This is a genomic window from Baekduia alba (assembly GCF_028416635.1).
GTDB lineage: Bacteria > Actinomycetota > Thermoleophilia > Solirubrobacterales > Solirubrobacteraceae > Baekduia > Baekduia alba.
This window is the reverse complement of sequence record NZ_CP114013.1, coordinates 2,196,002-2,214,927: the sequence shown is the minus strand read 5'-3', so window position 1 is coordinate 2,214,927 and position 18,926 is coordinate 2,196,002. Positions and strand designations below refer to the sequence as shown.

Here is an 18,926-nt window from a genome sequence, read left to right as displayed (position 1 = left end):
GTCGCCCTTCCTATTATCTGACTCGCGTGGGCTACAGCTGCCCGGTCAGACGGCCGAGCTTGCGCATCTCCAGCGCCACCGCCGCCTCGAGGTGGCGCATGCCGATGGCGCCGTCGTCGGCGGCGGCGAAGGCCGCGACGCGGGTGCAGGTCGCGATCGAGCCGCCGGTCAGGTCGTGGCGGGCGAGGGCGTCGAGGGACACGTCGGCGGCGATCGGCGCGGTCGGCGGCAGGTGCCGGCGCCAGAGCTCGACGCGGTGCTCGACCGACGGCGCCGGGAAGTCGATGGCGTAGTCGAAGCGCCGCAGGAACGCGGCGTCCATGTTCTGGCGCAGGTTCGTCGTCAGGATCGAGGCGCCGTCGTGGCTCTCCAGCCGCTGCAGGAGGTAGGCGACCTCGAGGTTGGCGTAGCGGTCGCGCGCGTCGGTGACCGCGGAGCGCCGGCCGAAGAGCGCGTCGGCCTCGTCGAAGACCAGCAGCGCGTTCACGCGCCCGGCGACGGTGAAGATCTGCTCGAGGTGCTTCTCGGTCTCCCCGATGTACTTGGAGACGATCGCGGAGAGGTCGACGCGGTAGGCCTCGACGCCGAGCTCCTCCCCCAGGACCCGCGCGGCCAGCGTCTTGCCGGTGCCCGAGGGGCCGGAGAACAGCGCGGTCAGGCCGCGGGGCGCCCCGCGCAGCGCGCCGAAGCCCCACTCGCCGACGACGCGCTCGCGGTTGCGGATGAAGCCCGCGACGGCGCGCAGGGCCGCGAGCTCCTCGGTGGGCAGGACGAGGTCGCTCCAGCCGGCGCCGCCGTCCAGGCGCGCGGCGAGCGGTCCGACCGCGCGGCGCGACGCGGCCCGCGCGGCCTCCAGCACGTCGCCGGCGGCGGGCGCGCGGCCCTGGGCGCCCGCCGCGGTGGCGGCCGCCGCCGCGATGTCGGCGATCTCGACCGCCGCGAACGTGAAGCGGTCGGCGACGTCGTCCAGCGCCGCGTCGGGCGCGGCCTGCGCCCAGGCGGCGCGGCGCTCGTCGCGCGTCAGCGCGGGGACCTCGACGACGTGGACGGCCGTCCGCCCCACCGCCTCCAGCGTCGCCGCGCCCCCGCTCGCGAGCACGATCCGGGCCGCGCCGTCCTGGAGCGCGCGCCGGAAGGCGGGAACGCCGGCCGCCGGGAGGTCGGCGAGCCCCTCGACCGCGACCGGCGCGCCGTCGAGCCGGGCGAGCAGGGCGGCGCAGGCGACGGTCTCCGGGTCGGCGAGCCGGGCCGCCTCGACGAGGACCACGGGGCCGCCCACCGCGGTGGCGAGCACCGGCTCGGCGTCAGGGCCGGCGACGACCAGCGGTGGGCCGTCGTCGCCGCGCAGCGCCGTGCGCAGCTCGGCGATGATCGTCGCGTGGCCGGGATGGCCGTCGGGCGGGGTCAGGAGGCGCACGCCGTCGGCGGGCGTGCGGCCGGCGAGGTCGGCGCCGAGCAGGACCGCGACCGCGAGGTCGTCGAGGACCAGCGCGCGGTCGGCGAGCGGGAGCGTCCCGTCGCCGTCGAGCATCCGGACGACGCCGAGCGCGCGCAGCGGCGCGTCGCGGGCGAGCCGCGCGACGACCTGGCGCGGCTCGGCGCCGGCGTCGGCGAGCAGCCGCGCGACGAGCCGCGGGCTGGCGCGGGCGCGCGCGACGTCGTCGTGCAGGTAGCCGATCAGGCGCCCGTAGCGCGCGTCGAGGTCGGGCGCGGCGCACAGCGCGAGCACCGCGACGTCGAGCGGCTGATCGAGGCCGACGGCGTCGGCGAGCAGCTGGGCGCGGTCGTCGAGGGCCGGGCCGTCGAGCTCGGCCGCGAGGTCGGTCGCCGCCTGGTCGCTGATGTACAGCCCGCGGAACGGGTCGGTCGGGTCGAGCTCGGTCGCCGCGACGCGCGCGACCGCGGCGCGCAGGGCGTCGCCGACCCAGGCGTCCAGCGCGGGGGCGCGGGCGCGGGTGGGCGTCGTGCTCACGGCAGCTCGCCGGCGACGCGGTCGGCGTCGCGCTCCTGGGCGTCGCCCGGCTCGGTGACGCGCAGCGACCCGCCGATGGCGCTGCCGCGCTGCTGGGCGACGTGGGTCAGCTCGTGGGCGATCAGCTTGCGCCCGAGAGCGGTGTGCGGCCGGTACTCGCCCGCGCCGAAGAACACGTCGTTGCGGACCGTGAAGGCCCGCGCCGAGACGGCGCTGGCCAGGCGCGCGGCGCCGGCGTCGTGGTGGACGCGCACGTGGTCGCCGCGCCCGCCGAGCGCCGCGTCGGACCACGCCGCCATCGCGCCGTCCAGCCGGTTGCCGCGCCCGGCGCGGCCGGCGATCGCCTGCGCGACCTGCGGCACGACGACGCCGTCGGGCTGGATGCCGGCGCCCGCGGCCAGCCGCGCCAGCGCGTGGTTGCCGGGACCGCCGCGGGCCGGCGCCCGCGTGCGTGGCACCGCGGGCCGCGCCGCCGGGGCCGCCTCGGGCCGTCGCCGGACGTCGCGATCGCGCACTCAGATCACCCCGTCGCGCACGGCGAAGGCGATCGCCTGCGCACGGCTGCGCGCGCCCAGCTTGGTGACGGCCTCGTGCAGGACCGACTTCACCGTCCGCTCGCTGTAGGCCAGCTCGCTGGCGACCTCGCGCGTCACCTTGCCCGCCGCGAAGAGCGCCAGCACGCTCTGCTCGCGGTTGGTGAGGCGCCCCGAGTCGCGGCCTCCCTGCAGTCCCGTCAGCGACGTCAGCAGCTCCGGCGGGACGAGCCCGGCGCCGTGCAGCGCGGCGCGGACCTGCGCGGCCAGCGCGTCGGACGTCAGCCCGCGCTTGCTCAGCACGCCGACCGCGCCGGCGCCGATGGCGGCCAGCACCGCCTCCTGCTGCTGGCCCGACGCGATCGCGAGCACGCGGCAGCCGATCCGCTCATGGAGCTGCGCGATCATCGACGCTGACTGCTCGACGTCGACCGACACGATGACCAGGTCGGCGCCGGCCAGCGCGGTCGACGCCCACGCCTCGGCCGGCGACCCGGCGGCGTCGACGCGCTCGATCTCGGGCAGCGCCTGGAGGCACGCGCACATCCCCAACCGGTAGATCCCGTCGGGATCCAGGAGGAAGACCTTGGCACCACCCCTCAGCACTCCACGCTCCGTTCGCCGTCGCCTTGCGCGGTCTCTGCTGCGCGGCGTCATACTAGATAGCCGTCCATCACCGGTACAAGGACCGCACAGCATTTGGCACCAATCTTGACGTCTGAATCCGTGATCCTGTGCATTCACGGAGGCAAGGTGACCGCGATGCCTTCCCAGGCGAAGGTGCTGATCGACGGCGCGCCCGTCCTGGTGGTCACCGATCTGCTCGGCGCGCCGATCGTCGGCTGCCCGATCCCGCCCACCCCGGCGACCAAGCCGTGCACCACGGTCGTCTCGGTCCTGCCGGGCTCCTGGTCGCTCAAGGTGCTCGTCGCCGGCAAGCCCGCGCTGGTCGCCACCGCCACCGGGCTGACCGACGGCGTGCCGCCCGGGACGATCCAGGTCGTCTTCCCGGGGCAGGTCACCGTTCAAGGCTGAGCCTCCCACGCGGGGCTCGCGCCGCTCGGCGTGACCGCGGCGGTCGCGCCGCCGCCGTCGGCGGCGACGACCACGACCGGCCCAGGCGCCGGCCGCGCCGGGCAGGACGTCACGGCGGCCCCGCCGCCGGCGATCGCGAGGCGGTCGCCCGTGCGGTCGAAGGCCACCTGACAACCGCGCCGTCCGGTCCAGCGCGCGCCCGTCAGCGTCCCGAGGCGGCGGGCGTCGACGAGCACGACCCCGACGGCGCCGAGGCGCCCACGCCGGCCGAGGTCGGTGGCGATCGCGACGACCTCGCTGCCCGGCCGCGGCGCGAGCGCGAAGATCGAGCCCTGCACGCCGCCGACCATGGGCCGGACGAGCTCCGTCCCGCCGCGGTAGTCGGCGAGGTGGGGCGAGCCGGGGCGGCTCGTCGTCAGCGTCAGCACGCCGGGATGGGCGAGGTCGCCGGCCGGCGCGGCGACGACGAGCAGCGTGGTGCCGTCGGCGCCGAAGGCCACCGCCCGCGGCGCCATGCCCGGCAGGTCCAGGCAGTCGGGCTCCGCGCCGGCGAGCCGCGCCAGGCAGACGCCGTCGCCCCCGGCGACGAACGCGACCAGCGGTCGCGGCGCGACGGGCGCGAACGCCGGCGCGCTGGCCGGCCCGTCCGCGGCGGCGATCCGGACCGGCGTGGCCAGGCCCGGCCCGGACACGACCACCTGGCCGCCCGCGACGACCGCGCGCAGGCTGCCGCCGGGCGACCACGCCGCCTGGCGCCCCGGCACCGCCGCGCGCGAGGACCGCGCCATCCGGACCACCACGCCGTCGTCGTAGCCCAGGCCCGCGACCGAGGGCGCGGCGGCCGCCGTCGTGGCCGTCGGGTCGGCGCCGCTGCTGCCGGTCACGCTCGACGCCCCCGCGTTCGGGGAGCCGCCCTTGCCGCTCTTCGACGACTTGCACTTCTTGGCCGCGGCGTCGTCGAACATCAGCTGCACCGCCGTGAGCGGCGGCCGCTTCTGCTTGGCCGCCGGCACCTGGCCGGTGACGATCGTCGTCGTGTCGGTGAAGTCCGCGAGGTTCAGCGCCTTGAGGCCCGCCTTGGCCAGCCGCTGCTCGGCGACCGCGACCGTCACGCACGTCACCTTCGGCACGGCGACCGGGCCCTTGCCCTCGACGACGATGTTCACCGCCGTCCCGCGCGGGCGCACGTTGCCGGGCAGCGGCGACTGGCCGACGATCAGCCGACTGCCGTCCTTGGACGGGACGACCGTGCCGAGCGCGAGGTGCGTGTGCGTGAGGATGCCGTCGGCGAACTTCGCCTCGCGGCCGCGCAGGTCGGGGATGATCGTCGTCGCCGGCGGCACCGCGACGCGGATCGTCACGACGGTCGCCGGGCTGACCTTCTCGCCGGCCTGCGGCGCCTGGTCGAGCACCGTGCCGCTCTTCTTGCCGGCGACGACGCGCGACTTGACGATCGGCGGCGCCGTGAAGCCGCGCGCCTGGAGCGTGCGCTGAGCGACGAACGCGCTCGACGCGCCGCGCAGCGCTGGGACCGTCACCTTGCGATGGGCGCTGAGCACCGCGTAGGCGGCGAGCGCGAGGCCGAGCAGCGCCAGGGCGATGATCGGCACCCACCACGGGATCAGCGCCCGCTGGCGGAACACCACGGTCTGCTTGGGCGCGGGGTCCGGCAGGCCGGACGCGGTCGCGCCGACGGTCAGCGCCCGGTCGACCGGGCGGCCGTAGAGTCTCCCGCGCGCGCGGACGCGGATCGGGACGTCGATCGTCGCGGCGGGCGCGATCGCGAGCATCCGCTCGGGGACCTTGAACGTGCAGGCGGCGTCAGCGTCGCTGGCCACGACCCGCGGGACGATCGGCGCGTTGCCGCTGTTGCGCAGCTCGGCCCGCACGGTGGCACCGCGGCGGCCGGTCACGACCGCTGGGCGGGCGGCGAAGACGAGCGCGAAGAACGGGGCGATCGTCAGCGCGCCCGGGACGCGCGCGACCTCCTCGTCGCGCGCGCCGGACCGCAGGACGAAGTCGATCTCCCGCTCGCCGGCCAGCGCCTCGCTGCTCAGCGGGACGCGGATCCGCAGCGGGAGCTTGCCCTCGTAGTCGCCGACCGCACCGACCGGCATCAGGTTGACCCGCGCGGCCGGCAGCTCGACCCAGGACGCGGGGACGCCCTCGACCGTCAAGGTGTAGGTGTCGACGACGCGGCTGAGGTTGCGGATCGTGGCCACCATGTCGATCGCGCTGCCGGGCGCGACCGGGACCGACAGGTCCTGGCCCTCCTGGAAGACGGTCGCGCCCGCGGTGACGAAGAGCAGGACCTTGGGCGCGGCGGGCGCCGGCTCCGGCGCCGGGTCGGCCGTCGTCGGCGCCTCCTGCGCGGGGACGTCGCTCCAGGCCAGGTAGGCGCCGCAGTCGCAGAAGTCGACGGTCAGCGGCTGGACGCGGCCGCAGACCGGGCACGTCCGCGTGCCGGAGCCGATCACGGCGTGGCCGCCTCCGGCCCGTCGACCACCCGGCAGGGCACGTGCGCGGGGCGCTGGTCCTCGAGCAGCTCCAGGAGCGCGAGGCGCTGCTCGGAGCCCAGCGGCGCCGCGCTGCGCACCACGATCTCCGGCGCGGGCGCGTCCGGCGACACCGCCGGGTCGGCGCCGGTCGTCACCGCGCCGGTGTGCGTCGCCGTCAGCCCGAGGTCGGGGAACGCCAGGCCGAGGACCAGATCCAGCCCGCGCAGCGTCCCGCGCGTGTCGGCGATCTCGGCCGAGTGGGCCAGCAGCCGGCGCTTGGCGTCCAGCGCGAGGGCCGGGCCGAGCGGCATGCCGACCCAGCCGCAGAGCAGGTCGACGAGGTCGTCGGGCGCCAGCTCCGGATCCAGGTGGGCGGGCAGGTTGTCCAACAACGCGACGACGGGGTCGAGCACCTCCTCCAGCCCGCCCAGCCAGCGCTCGACCAGCGGCGCTCCGCCGCCGGCCGGCACGTCGCGGTAGATCGGCGGCAGCGCCTCGACCATCAGCCGGCGCGCCGACGCGCTGCGCGGCCGCGGCGCGGCGACCGAGGCGGCGGTCCGCTCCCCGATCATGCGACGACCGAGTGGACCTGGTGGCGGCCGGAGGCCAGCAGCTCGTCGGGGCCGAGGTGCAGGCCGTCGGCCAGCGGCTGGGGCGCGGGCGCGCCGGCGGCGCCCACCTCGTAGAGGCGCACGAAGCTGACGGCGTGGACCGCGTCGACCTCGCGCACGACGGGCGCGAGCTCGCCGGCGTAGAGCGAGCGCCCCCAGTCCCAGCCGGCGCCGTGGCGGTCGCCGACGTAGGGGTTGACGAAGCGGTAGAGCGCGGCGAGGACGTCCTGCTCGACCGCCGCGCGCTGGCGCTCAGCGGCGACCACGACCTCGACGGCGACCGTCACGATCCGCAGCCGCACCGGCGTGACGTGCACCGACGTCCCCAGGACGCAGCGCTCGTCGAGCAGCTGCGCGACCTCGCCCAGCAGCTCGGGCGGCGCGGTCATCTGGGCGACGCTCAGCGGGCCGGCCGCGCTCCCGAGCTCCGGCAGGACGTAGACCGGGAGCGCCTTGCCGGGCTCCGGCCGCCCGCAGCGCGCGCGGTTGACGCGCGGGTTCTCGCGCTCGATCAGCGCGCGGTAGTCGTCGGCGGTGACGGCGCGGCCCTGCGTGCGCAGCCGGCGCGCGGCGTGCTGGCGTGCCTCGCCCAGCGACTCGGCGTCGACCCCGCCCGACGTGACCTCCGGGTTGGTGACCGCGCCGATGCCGGGGACGGCGTCGCGGAGGTTGGTCAGCGTCCCGGGCGCGAGGTTGCCCGCGGTCCCGCCGCCGTACCGATAGGACTTGATCCGCAGCGCGGCGCCGGCGGGCGGGACCGACCCGTACTGGCGCCAGCCGCCGGTCACGCGGACCGCGGGCCCGAGCTCGACCTCGCCGCTGACGGCGTCGAAGCGGTAGTGCTGGTCCAACGGGCCGCTGGCCGAGAGCGACTCCTGCAGCGCCCAGGGCGTCCAGTCGCCGCTGACGGGGTCGCGGACCTCGAGCGTCTCGTCGTCGCCGGCCAGCGGCAGCGCCGGCCGGCGATGCACGCGGAAGGTCTGGCCGGGCGTGCCGTCGCTGTAGCCGAGCAGCTCCTCGTCGATGCGGTGGCTGTGGCTGGCGGGCACGAGCGCTCCGGCGGCCGCGGCGCTGAGCGCGACGATCTTCGGCGGCGTCACGTAGGCGTGCTCGGGCTGGTCGCCGGGCGCGTCGATCCGGCAGCGCAGCCAGTGCATGGACAGGCCGCCGACCGCGGCCGCGCCGCCGCCGGCCGGAACCTGCAGGCGGACCGTCCCGTGGATCTGGTTCAGGCCGCCGGTCGTGTCGCTCAGGACGGCGACCGGCAGCCAGGTGCCGTCGGTCGCCGACGCCTCCCAGATCAGCGGCGGCGTGGCGGGGCGCACGCCGACGCCGCGGGCCTCGACGGCCGTGACGTCGAGGTCGACGATCAGACGGCCAAGCGGCCGGTCGAAGCCCAGCACGAGCGCGTCGACCGCGGCCGGCGGCGTGGCGAAGACCGGGCGGTCGGCGCTGACCGGGCGCGCGACGCCGTCGACCACCGGGATCGCCTTGATCCCGCCGACGCGCTGCAGCGCCATCGCCTGGAGGCGCAGCAGCGGGATCTCGACCGCGGTGCGCGTGGTGAAGACGATCGCGGCGTGCCCCGGCGCGTCGTCGCTGGCGACCGACGTGCCCTCGGGGATCGTCACTGCCGCGGCCTGGGCGGCGGCGAGCAGGAAGCGCAGGTCGGCGCGCGCCTCCTCGGGCGGCGTCAGGCGGATCTGCAGGAGCTCCATGAGCGCCAGCTGGAGCTTGTCCGGGATCCGGTTGACGCGGTAGAGCAGCAGGTCGGTCATCCACGCGAACAGCTCGATCAGCGTGATGCCGGGGTCCGAGACGTTGTGCTCGGTCCACTCCGGGCAGGACTCGACGATGCGGCGGCGCGCCTCGTCGACCAGCGACTGGAAGTCGCGGTCGTCGAGCACGATCTCCGGCAGGCTCATGCGCCGGAGCCCTCGGCCGGGACGAGGTAGAACGGGTAGACGAGGTTGCGCACGGTCGTGGTCTCGCGCAGGCGGTAGGTGAGCTCGATGAGCAGCACCTCTGCGCGCTCAGGATCCCACTCGAAGCGCACGTCGTCGAGCTCGATGCGCGGCTCCCAGCGGTGCAGCGCGTCGCGGATCGCGCGCTCCATCCGGCCGAGCGTCGAAGGGTCGACGAGGTCGAAGACGAACTCGTGGACGCCGCAGCCGAACTCGGGGCGCATCGGGCGCTCGCCGGGCGCGGTCGACAGGATGATGCGGATCGCCTGGGCGACGTCGTCCTCCCCGCCGACCAGCGCGATCGCCGCGCGGCGGTCGGCCGCGAACGGGAACGCCAGGCCGGTGCCCAGGACGCCGGGCGCGGCTTGGTCGGCGTGCTCGGTCATCCGAGGAGCACCTGGGGCGCGGAGATCTGGATCAGGCTGTCGGCGCTGAGCTGCAGCGTCGCGCCCTTGATGGTGACCTTGCCGCTGGCGCCGACGGTCAGCTCGGTGCCGCCGTCAAGGGTCATCGACTGCGTCGCGGTGAGCTTGGCGGCCTGCGGCGTCGAGAGCGTGACGCCGGTGTCGCCCGACAGCGCGAGGCCGGCGGTGGCGGAGACCTCGACGTCGGCCGTGCCCTTCTGGGTGTCGCCGGGCTTGTTGGTGAGCGTCGTCTTCCCCACCCCGGTCAGCGTCAGCGCGCCGGCGGTCGTGACCGAGACGTGGTCGGGCGCGTCGAAGGTCATGCCCTTGATCGACGTCCACGAGAACGAGCCGTCGGTCGTGGTCAGCGCGCCCGGCTTGGCCTGGCCGTTGAAGACCGAGCCCAGGACGTAGGGGTGCTGCTCGTTGTTGTGCTCGAACGCGACGAGCACCTCGTCGCCGACGAGCGGGAGCGACGCGAGACCGCGCGCGGCGCCGGCGCCGGGCGTGACGACGCGCGCCCACCAGCCCTCGTGGCTGTCGTCGAGCGCCGGGTAGCGGACGCGGACGCGGCCGAGCTGGTCGGGGTCGTCGTTGTTGGAGACGACGCCGACGACGATGCGCCGGCCCCAGCCCTCGCGCTCCTGACGCTGGCCGCCGCGCGTGGCGAGGCCGAGCAGTGAGCGATCCTCACGACCGTCGATGAAGAAGTGCGTCTCGTAGGCGGTCGACGCGCGCATGACGTGGCGGACGCCGGAGAGCGCGTAGAGGCCGCTGAACGCCTGGCCGACGCCCGTGATCTCGACGACCGCGCCGGCCAGGAGCGCGGGGTTGCCCTGCGCGCGCCCGGAGCCTTCGACGTAGGCGTTGGCGATCCGCGCCGCGATCGCCTTGGCGACCTGGTTGGCGTGGTCGGTGTTGAGGACCGGGTGGTCGACGACGGTCTCGGTCCCCGACCCCAACGCGCTGGTGACGGTGTCGCGCGCGGTCCCGGGGCTGCTCTGCGGCGTCCCGGGCGTGGCGTTGGCCGTGATCGCCGCCGCGGCGGTGACGTCCCAGCCGCGGACGGTGACGGAGTCGACCTGGCCGACGCCGGTGAGCCGCGGCGCGAAGGCGCGCAGCGAGTCGCCGAGGGCGAGCGGGACGGCGTGGCCGCCGGCGCCCCCGGCCGGGCGGAAGTGCAGGGCGCGGCCCTCGACCTTGACCTCGTAGTCGACGTCGAGCGCGAGGCGCCAGAGGAAGTCCCAGTCGGTCTCGTTGCTCTGCTGGACGAAGGGGAGCGTGAGGCCGGAGCTGATCGTGCCGGCGCTGAGGCCGGCCTTCGAGGCGAGGCTCGAGGCGATCGAGCCGTAGCTCATGTTCTGGAACGTCGACGTGGTGCGCGAGCGCTGCAGCAGGCAGCCGCGATCCAGGGCGAGGACCGCGAGGTTCGTCATCCCGTCGGCGAACTCGGGGGCGAGCGTCGTGACCTGGCCGTCGAAGACCTTGCCGGTGTCGGCCTCCTCGGTCGAGGAGAGCGAGATCGTGATGGCCGTGCCGACGGCGAACGTGCCGTCGTCGAGGATCGCGCAGTCGTCGTCGCGCAGGCGCAGCGTGAGGCGGTCGGGGACGCGCAGGCGGCCGTCGACGACGATCTCGGTCGTGGCCGCGAGGACGGCGGCATCGACGTTGGTGCCACTGACCTGGATGCGGAAGCCGGCGACGCCGGGGGCTGGGCCCTTCGTGGTCATGGCGTGCCGGTCAGGATCAGGAGCTGGTCGCCGGGCGTGAGGCGCGTCGGGTCGTCGATGGCGTTGGCCTCGGCGATCTCCTTCCAGCGCGTCGGGTCGCGGAAGTGGTGCCAGGCGATGGAGGCCAGCGAGTCGCCGGGCGCGATGGTGTGCGAGCGGCGGCCCTTGGTCGCGCGCGTGGTCGGGTTCTGGCCGGGTGAGGGGCCCTGACCGGGGTCGGGGCGGAACTGCTTGAGGGTGACGGCGATCGTGGCGCGCAGGGGCGTGCCGTCGGGGTCGAAGAGCTCCTGGGTCACGGCGACCGATTGGGCGACCGCGACGAACGAGACGTACTGGCCCCAGACGAACTGGACGGTCGGCGGGCGCTTCTGGGTGCGCTTGGGGACCTCGACGGACGGGTCCAGCAGGCTGAAGATGGTGTCGATCCCGGCGCGGACCTGGGCGCCGCTGCGGCCCTTCATGGAGTCGTCGGCGTGGAGGAGGAGGTTGAGCTGGAGCGTCTCGGCGGCGCCGCCCGCGTAGGCGAGGTCCGGGGTTGCCTGGGTGGTCGTCTGGCCGGCGGACCAGTTCGACGCGCGGGTGAGGGAGAGCGTGCTGGGATTGAACCAGCACATGATGCGCTTGCCGCCCTCCTTGAGCAGGTAGGCGCGAACGAAGTTGGTGGGGAGCTGGTTGGGCATCGGGTCGTGAGGTCCTACGGGGTCCCGAGCAGGCCGCGGTGGGCGATCTCGAGCGTCTCGGTCGCCACGGCGTTGGCGCCGATGTCGGCCGTGGGGCCGGTCCACTTGACGGGGATCGCGGCGGCGATGGAGAAGGTCCGGAGCGTGTCGCCCGCGGGGTCGGTGAACCGGAGCAGGAGGTTCTGGGGTCCGCTCAGCGGCCCGCGATTCGACGCCCAGTCGAACAGGACCGTGCTGTCGGTGACGCCGCTGCGCAGCGTGATGTGCGAGTGCCGGACGCGGCCGGTGAGCGTCCACGTGAAGAGGTTGTTGCCGCCCTCTTCGTAGTTGTAGGTCTGGTAGTCGAAGCCGAGCCCGGAGATCTCCAGGAAGGCGCCGAGCAGGCGGCTCCCGTTGCCGAGCGTGGCGACGAAGGCGTGCTGGAGGGCCGTCGGGGCGGGCGCCGTCGTCTTGGGGTTGGTCTTGGGGCTCAATGGAGGGACCCTCGCCGCTCGTGGTCGTCGAGGAGCTCGCGCCGGAGCCGGTCGGCGAGGCGGTCGTAGAGGTCGTCGAGGTTGGGCTGGTCGGGGGTGGCTTCGGGCCGCGGGGTGGCTTCGGGTTGTGGCTGCGGCTCGGGGGCGGGAGCGGGAGCGGGGCGCGCGAATTCGACGGTGGTGCTCGGGGGGTCCGGCGCCGGCGCCGCCGCTCGCGCGACGACCGCCTGGTGGTGTTGTTGCTGTTGGTGCGCCAGCGCCGCCAACATCGCCTCGGCACCCGGAACGTCACGCACCGGCGTGTGCGCCGCCGCGGGGACGTCCGGCTCCGACCGAGCCTCGTCGATCCGGTTACGCCGAGCGTCCCGGACGACACCATCCATGGCTGCGACCGGCACCCGCGCGACCCGAACGACCGCGGGTCCGGCGGGAGCCACCGCCTCACCCTCGCCACGCACCGGCGCAGCAGCCTCAGCCTGGGCGGGAACCAGCGCTTCGCTTTCGGCGCTCACCGGCGCGGCAGCCTCAGCCCGACGCGCCACCACCCCACCCCGAGCGGGAGCGGGCGCCTCGCGCTCGGCAGTCACCGGCGCAGCAGCCTCAGCCCGACGCGCCACCACCCCACCCCGAGCGGGAGCGGGCGCCTCAACCTCGCCACTCACCGGCGCGGCAACCTCAGTCCGACGCGTCACCACCGCACTCCGGGCAGGAGCGGGCGCCGCGACCTCCCCACTCACCGGCGCGGCAACCTCAGTCCGACGCGTCACCACCGCACTCCGGGCAGGAGCGGGCGCCTCAACCTCCCCACTCACCGGCGCGCCGTCCACCGACCCAACAGCCTCAGCCCGGCGCGCCACCACCGCGCTCCGAGCGGAAGCGGACACCGCGACCTCGGCGCTCACCGGCGCTGCCAGAGGGCGCCCCGCCCGGGGGAGCATGTTGGGGTTCGCTCTCGGCGCGCCCTCCCGACGCGCCGCCGCGACGCGATCGACAGCCGTCCGCGCAGCCATCTCGGCCGCCCGCGCCAACCGCTGCATCCGCGAAGTCGGTCGACGCATCAACATCCCCCGCGCGCCGTTCGCGACCTCCGGCGCGGCCGACGCCTGATTGCCGGGCATCACCACCGAGCGCGCGACAACAGACTCCGGGGCCTCTGCGGAGACCATGGCCGACGGCGCGACCACATCATCGCGAGACGCTGGCGCCACCTCGACTTCACCGCCTTCGGAACGCACTCGCGCCACGCGCGCGACCGCTTCCGGCCCAGACTCCGAAACCGCCGCAGCGGGCTCAGCTTCCACGGGCGACAGCACGACCCGAGCGACTGTCGCGGGGGCCGCAGCCGGCGCCGCCCCCGAGACCATGGCAGCAGTCTCGGCGGACTCAGCGTCCGCGGGCGACCGCACCACGCGCGCGACCGTCGCCGCGGGAGCAACCGGCGCAGACTCCGAGAGCGCCGCAGCACTCTCGCCGACCACATCCAGCCGAGAAGACGACGGCGGCGCGACCTCGCCGTCGGCCGAGAGCGCCTGCGCCGATTCCGATACCGTCGCGGCAGCCTCGCCCGACCGAGCTTCCGCGGGCGACCGCATCACGCCGGCGACCGCAGCCGGCGCAGACGCCGAGACCGCGCCACCACTGTTAGCGGCCGCACTCCCGTGGGAAGACGACGGCATCGCCTCGATGCCGGACCCGGTCTCCGCGGCGCCGGCGCCACCTCCGGAGGAGGCGACCGGCGACGATTCCGAGACCGCCGCAGATCGCTCGGCGACCGCGTCCATGGCTGACGAGGGCAACGCCGGAACACCAGACGCGGCTTCCGGGGGCGACCGCACAACGCGCGCGACCGTAACCGGCGCGGTCTCCGACACCGCTCCGCGATTCTCAGCTACCGCACTCCCACGAGCAGACGGCGGCGGCGCCTCGCCGTCGGCCGCGGGTGCAATCGGTGCCGATTCTGAGACCGTCGCAACGGGCTCGGCAACCGCATCGCCGGGAGACGACGGCAACACATCGACGCCAGCCGCCGACTCCGCAGCGGCCCCGGCGGGGGACCGCGCCACGCGCGCGACCGTCGCAGCGGGCTCGGCGACCGCATCGCCAGGAAACCGAGGCAACGCGTCGACGCCAGCCGCCGGCTCCGCAGCGGCCTCGGCCGGAGATCGCGCCACGCGCGCGACCGTCGCAGCGGGCTCGGCGACCGCGTCGCCGTGAGACGCGTCGCCGTGAGACGCAGGCAGCGGGTTGGAGGCCGACGCGGAATCCGCAGCGCGCGCAACCGTCGCGGGGCCGGCAGCCCGCGTCGAATCCGAGGCCGCCGCAGGAGCCTCCGTGACGGCATCCCCGCGAGACGATGGCGACACGCCGACACCCGACGCGGAGTCCGCAGCGACTTCGGCGGGAAACCGCACGGCGCGCGCGACGGTCGCGGGGGGAGCAGCCGGCGCGGACTCCGAGACCGTCGCAGCGGTCTCGGCCGCCGCATCGGCACGAGACGCGGACTCCGAGAGCGTTGCGGGAGTCCTGGCCACGGCGTTCTCGCGAGGCGAAGGCAGCGGATCGGCGTCGGACACAACCTCTGCAGGGACTGCGGCGCCCGGGGCAGGAGATCGCACCGTGCGAGACAGCTCGGCGGCTCCCCCGGGGAGTGCCGCCGCGGAGGCAGCATCAGACGACACGGCGGGCGCCACGTTGGGGGGAGACGGAAGCGGTGGAGCGCTCGCGTCGGCGGCATACGGCGACCGGGCGATGGCTGCGGCCGGAGCGAGCGACGTTGGTGAGAAGGGCGAAGCGGTCGTTTCCGGGTCGAGCGACACCGAGCTCATGTCGGTGTCGGGCGCGGACTCCGACTCCGGGACCGTCGTCGCGGCAGGGGCGGACGACGGAGGCCGCGAGGGCCTGTGTGCGTCGGCGTTGGGCGGAGAGGCCTGCGCCGAACGAGCGACGATCGCGGCGGAGGCCGTCGGCGATGGTGGGGTGGGCGAAGCGATCGCCGCGTTGGACGACGGAGGCGAGCGGGTCGCGGCACCGTCGGGCGCGGACTCCGAAGCGGTCGCCTGGCGAGTTATGAGCGACGCCGGAGCGGCCGTGGTCGGCGACGCGTGTTCGACGGCGAGCGGCGAACGATGGGTCGAGCGAGCGAGCGTTGCGGCGGGAGTGGGCGGGTCGACCACGGCTCGCGGTGACTCGCCGCCGGCCGCCGCCTCAGAACTGGTCGTCGCGCGCGAGGCGGCAGGAGTGGGCGCGGCAGCGGCAGGCGAAGCGGGCTGGGCAAAACGAGCGACGGAGGCGGCCGGAGCGATCGACGAGTCGACGGCGGACGAAGACTCCGAGACGGGCGTGGTGGGCGACGAGGTGACCTCGGCGGGTAGCTGGGCCGCACCAGCGATCGGCGAATCGACGGCGGACGAAGACTCCGAGCCGGACATTGCCGGCGATCGGCCGACCGAGGCCGAACGAGCCACGGCGGCAGACGGAGCCACCGCCGAATCGACGGCGGACGAAGACTCCGAGCCGGACATTGCCGGCGATGGGCCGACCGAGGCCGAACGAGCCACGGCGGCAGACGGAGCCACCGCCGAATCGACGGCGGACGAAGACTCCGAGCCGGACGTCGCCGGCGATGAGGCCACCGACGCCGAACGAGCGACCCCGGCGGACGACGCCACCGGCGACGCGACGGCGGACGAAGACTCCGCGGCGGACATTGCCGGCGACGGGCCGACCGAGGCCGAACGAGCCACGGCGGCAGACGGAGCCACCGCCGAATCGACGGCGGACGAAGACTCCGAGGCGGACGGAGCGGTCGGTGAAGGCGGCGAGTCGGTCGGGGAAGAGGACGTCGAGGCGCTGGTCGCGGGCGACGGCGCCGTGACAGCCGAAGCGGGCTGCGCCGAACGAGCGACCGGGCCGGACGGCGCGATCGGCGCGGGTGGTAAGGCGATGGTCGGTGGCTCGGCCGAGCGAGCGATGGTCGCGGACCGCGAAGGGACCTCGCGGGCGGTGCCGCGGCGGAGGGGTCGCTCGGGGACGGGTGGGTCGACCGCCGCCGCGGGCGCCGGCTCCGGCGCTGACTCCGCCTCCGGCGCAGGCCCGCCCCCGTCCCCCGGGAAGTTCGGGGTTCCGATCATCGGCACGAGCGCGTCGGGCAGGACGCCCTCCGTCAGCCAGCGGCTCGCGCCCTCGGTCAGGCCGAGCGGGAGACCGGGACCCACCGACGGCGCAACCGCAGCCGCAGCCGTCTCCTCCCCCGCCCCCCGCAGCAGCCGTGTCGCGCGCGCCAGCGCGCGCGGCTTCCGCGCCTCCGCCACCCGCGCGGCGACGTCGCCCGGGTTCATCGGTCCACCGCGCACGCCAGCCAGCGGCGGCGGTCGACGTGGGAGAGGTCGAGGACGTCGTCGACGCTCCAGTGCAACTCCCGGGCGAGCGAGGCCATCTCCGAGTACATCTGGTCCAGAGATGGCCGGGTCATTTTCCCGCCGGCACCGGCTCGTCCTGGATCGCGCGGAGGTCGACCTCGACGACCTCGGAGCAGTGCGGGCAATCCAACACCGCCCGGACGTCGCCATCGCTGTTGAGCCGCTCGTACAACCGCTGCAGGTGGTCGAAGTCCGCGGCGTACAGCCCCTCGATGAGCTCCGGCGTCACGTCGACCACCGGCCCCACCGACACCACGGTGCGGGCGAGCAGCAGCACGGTCAGGTACGCCTCGTTGCGCCGGACCTCGGCGGACGCCAGCGGTTGGATCTCGTCACGGGCGGTCGCCAGCCGCATCACGCCCTCGCGATACGTCTCCCCGTCGTCGGCCACCAGCCCGATCGGCAGGACGAACGGCACCTCGGTCTGCACGGACATCAGGCCACCGCTACTTGGTGCGCGTGAAGCCCTCGTGCGCGAGCTCCAGCTCCTCGACGAGGATCTCGTTGCCCGACGCGTTCAGCCCGGGGCTGGAGTACTTGCACGGCCAGGCGCGCACGAAGGCGTACGTCACGATCACGGCTCCTGTCTGATCCAGGACGTTGATCGTGCAGTCCTTGCGGTTCTTGTCGACCTGGCCGTCGATGATCGTCTTGCGCCAGTTCCACAGGTCCAGCTTGGCGTCGACGCCGCGCTTGAGCACGATGTTGGCCCACTTCACCTGCCCCGGGAAACGCTGTGGCAGCGGCTTGCCGGTCGCGTCGGCGGCGGTGTGCTCGATCACCTGGTTCTCGGTCGAGAGGCCGCTGACCTCGGCGAAGAAGCCGGCGGCCTCGGCGCCGCCGATGTTGAGGGTGAACAGGAAGTTGGAGACAGGGGTCTGGACGGCGGTCGCCATGGCAGGGGCTCCTCAGGTCTTCTCGTCGAAAGGCCCGGGTCAGGAACCCGGCTGGAACTGGCTGATCTCGAAGACCACGAACTCGGCGGGCTTGACCGGCGCCACGCCGATCTTCACGTTGACCTGGCCGGCCTCGATCAGGTCCGGCGGGTTGGTCTCCTCGTCGCACTTGACGAAGAACGCCTCGTCGGGCGTCGCGCCGAACAGCGCGCCGGTGCGCCACGTCCGCGTCAGGAAGTTGCTGACCGACACGCGCAGCTGCCCCCAGAGCACCTCGTCGTTGGGCTCGAAGACCGCCCACTGCGTGCTCTCGAGGATCGACGCCATCAGGTAGTTGAACAGCCGCCGGACGTTGAGGTACTTCCACTCGCCGTCGGTCTCCAGCGTCCGCGCCCCCCAGATCAGCGTGCCGCGGGCCGGGAACGTCCGGATGCAGTTCACGCCCAGGTGGTTCAACTCGCTCTGCGCGCTGTCGGACACCGCGAAGCCCAGGCCGACGACGCCGGCCAGGTTCACGTTCGCCGGCGCCTTGTGCACGCCGCGCGTCCCGTCGGTCCCGGCCCACGCGCCTGCGACGTGCCCGCAGGGCGGGATGTCGATCGTCGTCTTGGTGATCGGGTCCTTGACCTGGATCCACGGCCAGTACAGCGTCGCGAACCGGCTGTCCGGGCTGCCCGGCAGCTTGCCGCTGTTGCGCCAGGCCAGGATCTCCTGGTCGTTGAGCGCCGGCGGCGGGTCGAGGATCGCCATGCGCCGGCCGTCGGAGCAGAACTTCACGGCCTTGCTCTGGACGTTGGCGATGTCGTCGGTCGAGAACTGCAAGGTCATCAGGTCGGGCAGGCAGACGATCGTCACGTCGTCGGCGAGCGCCAGGCCCTCCATGCCGGTCATCCGGCTCGAGTCGCCGACCAGCGCGTCGGAGTCCGGGTTGGGCGCGGGCTGCTGGATCTCCAGCTTGTAGGCCTTCGGCGCGGGCGCGAGCTCGACGGAGCTGAACAGCCCGCCGGACGGGACGATGCTCACCAGCTGCGACCGCTCGGTGACGACCGTCGCGAGGTAGTGCGGGCCGGGCGTAGCCGTCAGGCCCTCGAAGACCTCCGGCTCGGCGCCGCCCGTCACGGTCACCTTGTAGGTCTTGGCCGGCGGCGCCGCCTCCTTGGGATCGACCGTCAGCCCCGCCGGCGGCGTCCGCGCGTCCTCCTCGGCGATCTCGACGCCGTAGGCGATGTCCTTGTCCTTGTCGTCCTGGGTCGGGACGCCGTCCTTGAGGACCGCCTCGAACGGCGCCGGGACGTCGCTCACCGCGCTGGGCAGCGCGGCCATCGGCCGACCGTGGAAGGTGTCGGTGCCGACCCGGACGATCCAGGCGATCGTGCCGCCGTTGAGGAAGAACCCGTTGACGCAGTGCGCGAGGTAGGCGCCCTTCATGAACGGGCCGTCGTCGCCGGCGCCGAACTTGCGGGCGAAGTCCGACCAGCTCGTCACGAGCGTCGGCGTGTTGACGGGGCCGGCGGGCGCGAGCCCGATGAACGCCGCCACCGAGGTGGCCACGCCTTCGATGGGCCGGCTCGCGGGCGGCCCTTCCTGGATGTAGACGCCCGGCGTCGACGTCGGGTTGGTGTAGGGCACGGAGCTCCTCGGTGGACTAAAGGCCGTTGGCCCCCGACCTCGCCGGGGGCATCGCGACACCGTCGCAGCCGCGGGCCGTCGCG

At 74.7% G+C, this 18,926-nt stretch carries 16 protein-coding genes; 1 reads left to right on the top strand and 15 read right to left on the bottom strand.

Annotation, left to right across the window (positions count from 1 at the left end; translation table 11 throughout):
* Positions 1 to 31: 31 nt before the first annotated feature.
* The 3 genes from DSM104299_RS11065 to DSM104299_RS11055 are packed head-to-tail and all read right to left on the bottom strand — an operon-like array spanning position 32 to position 3,111.
* Positions 32 to 1,972 carry an AAA family ATPase gene (locus DSM104299_RS11065; protein WP_272477364.1) on the bottom strand — a complete coding sequence of 647 codons (1,941 nt, stop codon included), beginning with the start codon at positions 1,970 to 1,972 and terminating at the stop codon, positions 32 to 34.
* Positions 1,969 to 2,487 carry an eCIS core domain-containing protein gene (locus DSM104299_RS11060; RefSeq protein WP_272477363.1) on the bottom strand — a complete coding sequence of 173 codons (519 nt, stop codon included), beginning with the start codon at positions 2,485 to 2,487 and terminating at the stop codon, positions 1,969 to 1,971. The genes DSM104299_RS11065 and DSM104299_RS11060 overlap by 4 nt, the downstream gene beginning before the upstream one ends.
* Complete coding sequence (locus tag DSM104299_RS11055) at positions 2,488 to 3,111, bottom strand: response regulator transcription factor (protein WP_272477362.1); 624 nt, start codon at positions 3,109 to 3,111, stop codon at positions 2,488 to 2,490.
* A gap of 156 nt (positions 3,112 to 3,267) precedes the next feature.
* Between DSM104299_RS11055 and DSM104299_RS11050 the strand changes: the two genes are divergently transcribed.
* Complete coding sequence (locus DSM104299_RS11050) at positions 3,268 to 3,540, top strand: hypothetical protein (protein WP_272477361.1); 273 nt, start codon at positions 3,268 to 3,270, stop codon at positions 3,538 to 3,540.
* Here the strand turns inward: DSM104299_RS11050 and DSM104299_RS11045 are convergent.
* From DSM104299_RS11045 to DSM104299_RS10990, 12 genes are all read right to left on the bottom strand, one after another.
* Positions 3,531 to 6,017: a PASTA domain-containing protein gene (locus tag DSM104299_RS11045; RefSeq protein ID WP_272477360.1), complete on the bottom strand. Its 2,487-nt coding sequence runs from the start codon at positions 6,015 to 6,017 to the stop codon at positions 3,531 to 3,533. The genes DSM104299_RS11050 and DSM104299_RS11045 overlap by 10 nt on opposite strands.
* Positions 6,014 to 6,610 carry a phage tail protein gene (locus DSM104299_RS11040; protein ID WP_272477359.1) on the bottom strand — a complete coding sequence of 199 codons (597 nt, stop codon included), beginning with the start codon at positions 6,608 to 6,610 and terminating at the stop codon, positions 6,014 to 6,016. The genes DSM104299_RS11045 and DSM104299_RS11040 overlap by 4 nt, the downstream gene beginning before the upstream one ends.
* Positions 6,607 to 8,574 (bottom strand): putative baseplate assembly protein, encoded by a 1,968-nt coding sequence (locus tag DSM104299_RS11035; protein ID WP_272477358.1) that lies wholly within the window; start codon positions 8,572 to 8,574, stop codon positions 6,607 to 6,609. Before DSM104299_RS11035 ends, DSM104299_RS11040 begins: the two co-directional genes overlap by 4 nt.
* Positions 8,571 to 8,999 carry a GPW/gp25 family protein gene (locus DSM104299_RS11030; protein ID WP_272477357.1) on the bottom strand — a complete coding sequence of 143 codons (429 nt, stop codon included), beginning with the start codon at positions 8,997 to 8,999 and terminating at the stop codon, positions 8,571 to 8,573. The genes DSM104299_RS11035 and DSM104299_RS11030 overlap by 4 nt, the downstream gene beginning before the upstream one ends.
* Entirely contained in the window at positions 8,996 to 10,747 is a 1,752-nt protein-coding gene (locus DSM104299_RS11025) for a VgrG-related protein (protein WP_272477356.1), read from the bottom strand. The genes DSM104299_RS11030 and DSM104299_RS11025 overlap by 4 nt, the downstream gene beginning before the upstream one ends.
* Positions 10,744 to 11,427, bottom strand: coding sequence for a CIS tube protein (locus DSM104299_RS11020; protein ID WP_272477355.1), 684 nt, complete (start codon positions 11,425 to 11,427; stop codon positions 10,744 to 10,746). Before DSM104299_RS11020 ends, DSM104299_RS11025 begins: the two co-directional genes overlap by 4 nt.
* Before the next feature lie 14 nt (positions 11,428 to 11,441).
* Positions 11,442 to 11,900: a phage tail protein gene (locus DSM104299_RS11015; protein ID WP_272477354.1), complete on the bottom strand. Its 459-nt coding sequence runs from the start codon at positions 11,898 to 11,900 to the stop codon at positions 11,442 to 11,444.
* A complete protein-coding gene (locus DSM104299_RS11010; protein WP_272477353.1) occupies positions 11,897 to 13,681 on the bottom strand; it encodes a hypothetical protein in 1,785 nt (594 codons plus the stop codon). Before DSM104299_RS11010 ends, DSM104299_RS11015 begins: the two co-directional genes overlap by 4 nt.
* Before the next feature lie 2,552 nt (positions 13,682 to 16,233).
* The gene (locus DSM104299_RS11005) at positions 16,234 to 16,371 is read right to left on the bottom strand and encodes a DUF6760 family protein (protein ID WP_272477352.1); all 138 of its coding nucleotides are present in this window, start codon (positions 16,369 to 16,371) and stop codon (positions 16,234 to 16,236) included.
* Entirely contained in the window at positions 16,368 to 16,754 is a 387-nt protein-coding gene (locus DSM104299_RS11000) for a hypothetical protein (RefSeq protein ID WP_272477351.1), read from the bottom strand. The genes DSM104299_RS11005 and DSM104299_RS11000 overlap by 4 nt, the downstream gene beginning before the upstream one ends.
* Positions 16,755 to 16,764: 10 nt before the next feature.
* Positions 16,765 to 17,214, bottom strand: coding sequence for a phage tail protein (locus tag DSM104299_RS10995; RefSeq protein ID WP_272477350.1), 450 nt, complete (start codon positions 17,212 to 17,214; stop codon positions 16,765 to 16,767).
* Positions 17,215 to 17,253: 39 nt separating this feature from the next.
* Positions 17,254 to 18,843 (bottom strand): phage tail sheath family protein, encoded by a 1,590-nt coding sequence (locus DSM104299_RS10990; RefSeq protein WP_272477349.1) that lies wholly within the window; start codon positions 18,841 to 18,843, stop codon positions 17,254 to 17,256.
* Positions 18,844 to 18,926 lie beyond the last annotated feature (83 nt).